The sequence below is a fragment of the Pararcticibacter amylolyticus genome (assembly GCF_003130405.1).
GTDB lineage: Bacteria > Bacteroidota > Bacteroidia > Sphingobacteriales > Sphingobacteriaceae > Arcticibacter > Arcticibacter amylolyticus.
This window is the reverse complement of sequence record NZ_QEAS01000010.1, coordinates 113,572-122,289: the sequence shown is the minus strand read 5'-3', so window position 1 is coordinate 122,289 and position 8,718 is coordinate 113,572. Positions and strand designations below refer to the sequence as shown.

Annotated in this window: 8 protein-coding genes; 4 read left to right on the top strand and 4 right to left on the bottom strand. The window is 45.0% G+C overall.

The window, feature by feature from the left end:
• On the top strand, positions 1 to 435 hold a 435-nt coding region (locus tag DDR33_RS13240), incomplete at its 5' end, for a hypothetical protein (RefSeq protein WP_109416275.1).
• On the opposite strand, the gene DDR33_RS13235 is transcribed toward DDR33_RS13240, so the two are convergent.
• The gene (locus tag DDR33_RS13235; protein ID WP_109416274.1) at positions 422 to 910 is read right to left on the bottom strand and encodes a methylated-DNA--[protein]-cysteine S-methyltransferase; all 489 of its coding nucleotides are present in this window, start codon (positions 908 to 910) and stop codon (positions 422 to 424) included. The genes DDR33_RS13240 and DDR33_RS13235 overlap by 14 nt on opposite strands.
• A gap of 258 nt (positions 911 to 1,168) precedes the next feature.
• On the opposite strand from DDR33_RS13235, the gene DDR33_RS13230 reads away from it, so the two are divergent.
• Positions 1,169 to 2,773 (top strand): L,D-transpeptidase family protein, encoded by a 1,605-nt coding sequence (locus tag DDR33_RS13230; protein ID WP_238387797.1) that lies wholly within the window; start codon positions 1,169 to 1,171, stop codon positions 2,771 to 2,773.
• 285 nt (positions 2,774 to 3,058) lie between these two features.
• Positions 3,059 to 3,325, top strand: coding sequence for a DUF3820 family protein (locus DDR33_RS13225; protein WP_109416272.1), 267 nt, complete (start codon positions 3,059 to 3,061; stop codon positions 3,323 to 3,325).
• A gap of 35 nt (positions 3,326 to 3,360) precedes the next feature.
• On the opposite strand, the gene DDR33_RS13220 is transcribed toward DDR33_RS13225, so the two are convergent.
• Both DDR33_RS13220 and DDR33_RS13215 read right to left on the bottom strand, forming a co-directional pair.
• Entirely contained in the window at positions 3,361 to 4,533 is a 1,173-nt protein-coding gene (locus tag DDR33_RS13220; RefSeq protein WP_109416271.1) for an AI-2E family transporter, read from the bottom strand.
• 74 nt (positions 4,534 to 4,607) lie between these two features.
• Positions 4,608 to 5,747, bottom strand: a complete 1,140-nt coding sequence (locus tag DDR33_RS13215) for an MFS transporter (RefSeq protein WP_109416270.1) — start codon at positions 5,745 to 5,747, stop codon at positions 4,608 to 4,610.
• Positions 5,748 to 5,923: 176 nt separating this feature from the next.
• Here DDR33_RS13215 and DDR33_RS13210 point away from each other — a divergent pair, with 176 nt between their 5' ends.
• Positions 5,924 to 7,750, top strand: coding sequence for a MutS-related protein (locus DDR33_RS13210; RefSeq protein WP_109416269.1), 1,827 nt, complete (start codon positions 5,924 to 5,926; stop codon positions 7,748 to 7,750).
• A 53-nt stretch (positions 7,751 to 7,803) separates the two neighbouring features.
• Here DDR33_RS13210 and fmt read toward each other — a convergent pair.
• A partial coding sequence (gene fmt, locus DDR33_RS13205) for a methionyl-tRNA formyltransferase (protein ID WP_109416268.1) occupies positions 7,804 to 8,718 on the bottom strand: 915 nt, incomplete at its 5' end.

The following is an 8,718-nucleotide window of genomic DNA, read 5'->3' as shown; positions in this document are numbered from 1 at the left end:
ATCATGAACTCAAAGAATTATATCGGTCTTACGGGGGCCCTGCTGATAGTTGCGGGAGGGCTTAGTCCTATGGTGCATTTACCTATTATCGGAAACTGGAATTACTGGGACCTGCATTCGGGGCTTGCCTCTGTGGTTTATCTTGTAGCTGCACTGGGAATCATAGGTTCACTTACAGGGAAAGCTGGCCTCGTCAGGTTTTCGGGCTGGACAGCTCTTTTTCTTGTTTTATTGACGCTTGTAGCGGTACATTTTAAAGTGAATGATTCGTTTAGTTTTATTCCTTTTAAAAAGCTGGCGAGAGCCGCCGCCGGTTTAGTACATTACAGGTGGGTAGGCTGGTCACTTTTGCTTGCCGGATCTGTTATAATGATCATTGGAGGAAGAAGAAAAAAAGAAATTGTAAGCAGATCCGACGGAGCTATAGCAGTGTAGTCTGTCCGATCTGCATCATTTTGGCTTCGTGTTCAAGAAGCCATTTTTTTCGCCAGAGCCCTCCTGCGTAGCCAACGAGTTCGCCCGAGCTGCCTATCACACGATGGCATGGAACCACGATCATCATATTATTCTTACCGTTGGCTGCCGCGATCGCCCTTATGGCAAGCGGATTTCTCATACGACGGGAAAGGGCAGCATAACTGATAGGATAACCAGGAGGGATATTAAGAAGTTCCGTCCATACTTTCTGCTGAAATTCTGTTCCTTTTTGTTTAAAGGGAAAGTCAAATAAACTTCTTTTACTCATAAAATACTCCCTGAGCTGGTCTGCTGCCAGGGTGGTTAAGGTATTAGGACATTCTTCAGGTAAATCCCCGCGCGGCTCATCATGGCACATAACGGCACTGACATATTCATCATCTGCTTCTATAGAGAGAACGCCGACGGGTGTTTCAAGGAGTGAGATAAACATATGCTAAGTTAAAAAAATCTACTCTTTCCGGATCTTTTCCTTCAGCGCTTCCAGGTGCATCTTATCCCCAGCCAGGCGACATTTGTTTTATCTTTATGCTCCTTCCCAATGTCTTCTTATTGCTTTTCTCCGAATGGCACAGTTTTTATACTTAATGAACTTAATTAATAAGAAACACACATTGAGGATCTATTTATGACTTATCAAACTGTACGATTATCATTTAATTCGCTCGTTAAGCAGACGCCTTTTTTTATTATGGCGACTGCAATTATTTTTCTGTTCAGTCAGTGTAGTAAAAGGAAGTCAGGAGAACAGCCTGTTCTGGACAGCGCGTATGTGACTCAGTATATGAATTCAAAGCCGGTCTTTAAAGATGATCTGTATTGGGCAATGCAGTTCTATAAAGAAAGGGAGTATAAGCTTGGGTGGTTTAAAGATCATGAACTGGTGCCACAGGCGGAGCAGATGCTCGGGGTTGTTAAAAGAGCAGGGGAGGAGGGCCTGGATCCGGCTAATTATAACGTTGTGGATTTTGATGCCTTGCTGAAGGAATTAAAAGGTATAAAACGCGATCTTGAGAAAAGAGATGAACTGGAGAAGGAAATCGACGCGGCGCTTTCTGCCACATACCTCAACTGGGCTTCCGACTATTACCGCGGGCTGCTTGAACCCAGGGAGCAAAGCAAGGCAGACTGGGATGTGAAAAGAAACAGGATGAAGTTGCATATAGCCCTCCAGTCTGTATTAGGAGAGCGGGAAAGTAATCTTCCGTATGCTCAGTTTAAGCCCATGCATCCCGAATATGCGAATTTGAAAAAAGCCCTTGCTAATTACCGTAAGATCAAGGCAGAAGGAGGATGGCCAAAGATTCCGGCAGGAGCCTCTTTGAAGCCTGGTCAGAGTTCACCAGTGGTACCCTTGCTGAAGAAAAGGCTTGCCGCTTTTATTGCTCCGGACAGTCTCAACAAAGGTCAGGATAATGCGTTTACCCCCGAACTTTCTGCTGCTTTGAAGAAATTCCAGGAGGAGAATGGCCTCACAGCAACAGGTACGCTCAATAAGCCGACAGTGGCTTTTATGAATATTCCTGTTGATGACCGTATCCGCCAGGTGATCATCAATATGGAGCGATGGAGATGGATCCCTCAGAGTTTCGAGCCGAACTACCTGATCGTTAATATCCCGGAATTCAGGCTCCGCGTATATGAAAAAGGAAAAGAGGAAATCAATATGAAGGTGATCGTTGGGAAGGAGCTTAATTCAACTCCTATTTTCAGCGACCTGATGGAACATGTTGTATTGTCTCCATATTGGAACATTCCGCCGGGTATCCTTAAAAATGAAATAGCTCCTAAAGTTGCCTCCAACCCTGGATATCTTGAGTCGATGGATATGGAGGTGATAGACAAGAGCGGTAATCCGGTTGATCCGTCTTCGGTTGACTGGTCAGCTGCGGGAACCGGTAGTTTTCCATATACCGTCAGAAGAAAGCCGGGCCCAAAGAACGATTTGGGGGATGTGAAATTTATCTTCCCGAATTCTATGAACATTTATCTTCACGATACCCCTTCTACCGAGCTGTTTAGTATGTCTAAACGTGACTTCAGCCACGGGTGTGTACGCGTTGAGCGCCCGATAGATCTGGCTGTTTACCTTCTGCGTGATTCAGGATGGGATAAATCGAAGATCATGGATCAGGTGCAGACACGCAAGGAAAAATATGTTCCTCTTAAAAAGAAGATGCCTGTTTATCTGGTTTATCTCACCGCTTCAGCTGACCCGAATGGAAAAGTGCGGTTTTATGATGACGTATACGGGCACGATCAGAAGCTCAAGTCGATGTACTTTAGTAAATTATAGATCGGAATAGAGATTGCAAAACCGAAAATAGGAAAGAGGCTGAATCAGCCTGAAGTGAACCCCAAAAGTTGGACAGCAACTTTTGGGGTTTTATTTTTATGGGGAAAAAACCGTTTGAGGAGAAACTGGACATCGTTTCTCAAGTAAAGACCGGGAAGCCATTACGGTGCATTTTCCATGTGACAATAACCTTTGTCAATATTATAATATTTACCCCCAGGTTTTTAGTCCTTACATCCGGTGCCGATATCTTAATACTAAATCAAAACCCCTACCTTTGGAAATATGAATCCCGAGATACTGGAGCAGCTTGTAACTATGGAAATGCCTTTCGGCAAATATAAAGGAACCCTGATCTGCAATCTTCCGGAGTATTATCTGGTTTGGTTTTCGCAAAAGGGCTTTCCCCAGGGAAAGCTGGGGATGATACTTCAGACTATGTACGAAATCAGGTTAAATGGCCTCGAATATCTTCTGAAGCCTCTGAAAGACAAGTCTGCCCTAAAAGGAGCTCAGGGATTTATAATCCCTGAAGTAAAAAGGAAGTACTAAAAGCCTGACAGACACTGCCTGCATTATTTTCCCGGTTAAGGATCTTTCCGTTCCTGAACTTCCTCAGATTTATCGGTTGTTTCGATATCATTCTCAGCCTCCAGCTTTTCACGAACAAGATCGCTTTTTGAGCGCAGCATCCGTTTTCTCATGGGGCTCTCATTCGGATTTTCGTCGCCCAGCAGAACACCCCAGGGTTTAAACATTTCCGAGCGGTCGAAAATAATTTTTATCACAGCAATAACAGGCAGGGAAAGAAACATTCCCGAAATACCGGCTATAGCTCCGCCGACAAGTACGCCGACGATGGCACCAAGGGCATTGATGCGGACTTTCGATCCTACGATACGCGGCATCAGAATGTTATTATCAAGAAACTGAACGAAAGCGATTGTACACAGGACAATAAGGACCGGAGTAAGCGACTGTGATGAGCTTAGTGTTAGAAGTACACCCAAAATATTTCCAATCAATGCCCCGATATATGGAATGAGGTTGAGAAGGGCAAAAAGCACTCCGATCAGCAGGGCATGCTTAATGCCAAACAATAACAGTATCCCACCAAGGAAGACTGTCATATAAGTCACCTGGATCAGAAGCCCAATGAGATAGCTTTTTATAATCGACTCACTTTCACTCAGAACTTCTTCTACTTTGTCATGCTGTTCTGCGGGAAACCACATGAAAATGAAACGCAGAAGAAGGTTCTTATAATTCAGCATCAGGAAAACGTAGATAGGAAGCAGCCCCATGAATATAAAAGCTGATGAGACGGACCCTGCAGCTCCGCCCAGGAGTGCTGCAGCGTAGTTGAGCAGCTTGGCACTCTGTTCATTCACAAATTTTATCTGCTCGGTAGGGGAAAAATGGCTGATTTGGTCGATCCACCTGCTGAGTGAGTTTAAATGCAGGCTGACGTTTTTCTGGATCTGGGGGAAGTCGGCAATTAACCTTGCTGCCTGTGCGGAAAAGAACCATCCGATAGCAGCTACCACTGTCAGCATAATCAAAATAGGCAGCAGTATTGCCAGAACATTGGGGAACCTTTTCTTCCTGAAAAACCTGTACGGCGGAAGAAGGACAATACTGATGAAGAATGCCATGATCAATGGCATGATAATATTACTGCCGAGCACGAGGAGAGCACCGACCAGAAACAGTCCAAGCAGTTCTATTGAACGCTTCACTGTCATAGGAATTTCTTTCATATTTTCTTTGAGATTAACTACTCAACAAAACAAAAATGAATAGGTTGGCCTGAAAATGCTTTATGAAGTAAAAATTAAGCATTTTCTTTGTTTATTTTCATCACGAGCAGCGACATGGAAGCTCCAAGCATTGCCATTAAGCCGAAAGCCCACCTCAAACCCGCGGTATGGGAAATATATCCGATCAGGGGAGGTACCACGAGGAAGCCAAAATACCCGACAGTAGAGATGGCTGCGATTGCAGGTCCTGTTCCCATCGCCTTTGATTTTCCGGCAATGCTGAATACAAGCGGAACCACGCAGGACACGCCGAGCCCGGTAAACATAAAACCGATACCAGCGGTCACCGGAAATGGAAATAAGGCCGCAAGAGCCAGCCCGGTACATATTAAAACACCACTGAACTTAAGCATATTCATCACACCAAATCTTCCGACAAGCCTGTCTCCTATAAACCTTCCGGTAGCCATTGCGATCATGTATACAACGTAACCCAGTGTAACGACGTCTTTGGATGCATGAACGGCTTTCTGGAAATAGATACCGCTCCAGTCGTACATCGTACCTTCACAGGCCATAGAAACAAAGGAAATAAGCCCGAATTTAAGAAGAGAGCGGTCGGGGAGGATAAAGCTCTTTTTTTCGTCTTTTGCTGACGGAGGCTGGGGTAAAGTGTCGCGGACAGCGTAACAGCCGAGCACTATCATGAGGCCTCCTGCGATAAGGAGGTGAACTGAAGGCGAAATATCGGCAGATACCATCAGTGATCCTGCTGCTGCACCTGCAAAGCCGGCAATGCTCCATACGCCATGAAACGTGGTAATAATGGACCTGTCGTATAATGACTGTACTCCGACGGATTGGGCATTCAGGGAGATATTCATCAGATTCCGGGAGGATCCAAAAAAGAAAAGAGCAACGATCAGTTGCCAGGAGGATGTGCTGAAGCCGATCATGCACAGCATCAGATTGAAAAGTACTGCCCCGGAAAACATGATGGTCCTGCTGCTGAACCTCTGAAGAAGATAGCCGGTTACCGGGAGTGTCAGCATCAATCCAAGTGGAAGCGCAAATAAGACGGAGCCCAATGCAGCATCACTTAAGTCAAGCCTTTGCTGCATAGCGGGAATCCGCGATGCCCAGGTGGAGAATCCGAATCCGGAAATAAAGAAGAAAATAGTAGTGGCAATGCGTGCCCGTTTGGGAGAAATCATGTCTTTGCTGTTGCCGAAATCCGTCTGGTTTCAGCATCGTGTATAGTAATTATGAGGCAAACTTAGATAAATTTATCGGTCTCTCATCCGTCTTGTGGAAAGAGTTTTAAAGAGAAAACCGGGATAACAGGCCGGGAACGGGTAATCGCTGGCACTAATTTGTATATTTACGTCCCATGAAAGAAAAAGTAATGTCCTTTTATGAAGGGATGATACGTACATCTGATGAAGAAATTGCAAGGTATACGCGTCTTGTCAATCAATATTCCCTCCTTCGTTTAGTAACACTCCTGGGGGGCGGATTTGTTTTCTGGCAGACCTTCGGATTTGAGAAGATCTGGCTGACAGAACTGGTTTTCTTTGCTGTCGTTGTTCTGTTCGTATGGATGGTGAGCAGGCAGAGCAAGTTTGAAAAGATCAAACAGTTTTTTATTGCGCTTAAAAAGGTAAATGAGAATGAGACCGATAGCATACAAGCCGGTAAGAACATTTACAGTGATGGTTCTGAATTTGCGGGAGACGAACACCCTTACGCATCAGACCTGGATATCCTGGGCAAGGCATCTTTGTTCAATCTCATTAACCGTTGTTCTACTTTTTCGGGGTGCAGCCGCCTGGCCGAATGGCTTCTTTCTGCCGCCCCAAATGAGGAAATCCTCCGGAGACAGCAGGCCGTAAAGGAGATCGCAGGAAAGATTGACTGGAAGATGAAATTCCAGGCGACACTTTTATTTGCTAATTCAGATTCGGCAAAAAATGAAATTTCAGGCTTGCTGAGATATTTTCAAACAGCTTTGGTCTCAAGAAAGAAATGGCTTGCTTTGTATGTCCGGTATCTGCCACTGATACATCTTTGTCTTGTATTAGGATCTGTCCTGTATACGCCTGTACTAATTGCTTTTTTTATTCCTGTATTAATAAACGCATTTCTCGTTCTCTCTCATCTGAAGGAGATCAACAGGACTGACATGCTGATTGGCAAAGCAGGAGGGACTCTTTCGAAATATGCTGAAGGCTTTAAAATGATAGAAGAGGAGGCGTGGGTATCCCCGTTCTGTACCCGGCTTCAGGATGACTTGAAAACTGATGCACGGGTTAAACTTTCTGCGGAGGTAAGACGCCTTTCTGTTCTGCTGAACCGGCTTAGTTATCGCCTGAATATGTTCATCGGGCCGATATTTAGCCTCTTGTTAGCATGGGATGTCCGTCAGCTTGTTGCACTTGAACGCTGGAAAACAGATAATGCCGGCCTGGTGATGAAGGCGTTCGATGTGCTGGCAAGCATGGAGGCCCTGCTGAGTATTTCCGGGGTTCATATAAATTACCCGGAGTGGGCATTCCCTGAGATCAGGAATGATGAACATTATACGTTAGCGGCGAAGTCCATCGGCCATCCCCTGATAAATGAACAAAGCCGGGTTACCAATGATTTCGGCCTGGAGAATCAAAATAAAATAGATATCATCACCGGTTCCAATATGGCGGGGAAGAGTACCTTTCTCCGGACGCTCGGAATAAATGCCGTCATGGCTCTTGCGGGAGCGCCGGTTTGTGCACAGGAGATGCAGATCACCAACATGAAGATCTTTACCTATATGAGGATTAAAGATTCTTTAAACGAGAGTATTTCTACTTTCAGAGCTGAACTCAACCGGCTCCAGATGCTGCTGAATGCAACGGAAAGGAAAGAGAAATTGTATTTCCTGATAGATGAGATGCTTCGGGGGACTAATTCTGCTGATAAATACCGTGGTTCCAAAGCAATCATAGAGAAGCTCATCTCAGAGGGAGCTGTGGGGATAGTTGCCACTCACGATCTGCTGATATCAGAGCTGGAAGTGAAATATCCTGACTACATCAGGAACTTCTATTTTGATATCCATCTCAACGGTACAGAAATGCTCTTTGATTATAAAATAAAACACGGGGCTTGCAAGACATTTAATGCCTCTCTTTTACTGAAGCAGCTGGGGGTAGAAATTGATGAGGCATCAGAACCATGAGATGCGGGCTCTGATGCTTTATTGTTGTTTAAAGATTGACAGGGAGGTGTTTGTTAAAGCCTGTATCCTCTGAGGAATTCATCTATATACATCTTTTTCTTGCCCTCTATTTGCAGTTCTTTTACGTCGATATAGCCGTTCCTGCATGCAAACCTAAGATATGTTTTGCCATCGCTGATGTATTCTCCCGGAACAGTATCCGGGACTTCGTCGAGTATATCTGCCTGGTATATTTTTATGGTTTTGCCATTCAATGAACTGTAAGCAGATGGGTAAGGACTGAGACCTCTGATCAGGTTGTATACCTTTAAAACATCTTCATCCCAGTTGATCTGACAATCCTCTTTGAAGATCTTTGGTGCATGTTTCGGCTCCGAAGAAATGAGTTCGCGCTGAGGTGTTTCTTCATATTCGCCTTTCTCGATTGCCTGCACCGTTTTTACGAGTAAGAGGGCGCCTGTAGTCATTAATTTATCATGCAGTTCACCAGCGGTCTCGTTTTTCCCGATCTCAACGGTGTCCGAAAACAGGATATCTCCTGTATCGATCTCATGCTGCAGAAAGAAAGTCGTAACCCCCGTTTGTTTTTCTCCATTGATAACAGCCCAGTTGATGGGAGCAGCTCCGCGGTAATCGGGCAGAAGAGAGGCATGAAGATTAATGGTGCCTTTCGGCGGCATGTTCCACACCACTTCAGGTAACATGCGGAACGCAACCACCACTTGCAGGTCTGCACTGAAAGAGCGTAGCTGTGCTATAAATTCCGGATCCTTCAGTTTCACAGGTTGTAAGACCGGGATGCTTTTTTCAACAGCATATTTTTTTACTGCTGATTCACTGATCTTTTGTCCTCTTCCCGCCGGTTTATCCTGTGCGGTCACTACCGCTACAATATTTAAGCCTGCCTGAAGCAATGCATCCAGAGATGCCACTGCAAATTCAGGCGTACCCATAAAGATTATTTTCAT

Bases quoted from the DNA above. Each gene is read 5' to 3' on its own strand.
- DDR33_RS13230 (WP_238387797.1), top strand. From the start codon at position 1,169: ATGGCGACTGCAATTATTTTTCTGTTCAGTCAGTGTAGTAAAAGGAAG.
- DDR33_RS13220 (WP_109416271.1), bottom strand. From the start codon at position 4,533: ATGAAAGAAATTCCTATGACAGTGAAGCGTTCAATAGAACTGCTTGGA.
- DDR33_RS13210 (WP_109416269.1), top strand. From the start codon at position 5,924: ATGAAAGAAAAAGTAATGTCCTTTTATGAAGGGATGATACGTACATCT.
- DDR33_RS13225 (WP_109416272.1), top strand. From the start codon at position 3,059: ATGAATCCCGAGATACTGGAGCAGCTTGTAACTATGGAAATGCCTTTC.
- DDR33_RS13215 (WP_109416270.1), bottom strand. From the start codon at position 5,747: ATGATTTCTCCCAAACGGGCACGCATTGCCACTACTATTTTCTTCTTT.
- DDR33_RS13235 (WP_109416274.1), bottom strand. From the start codon at position 910: ATGTTTATCTCACTCCTTGAAACACCCGTCGGCGTTCTCTCTATAGAA.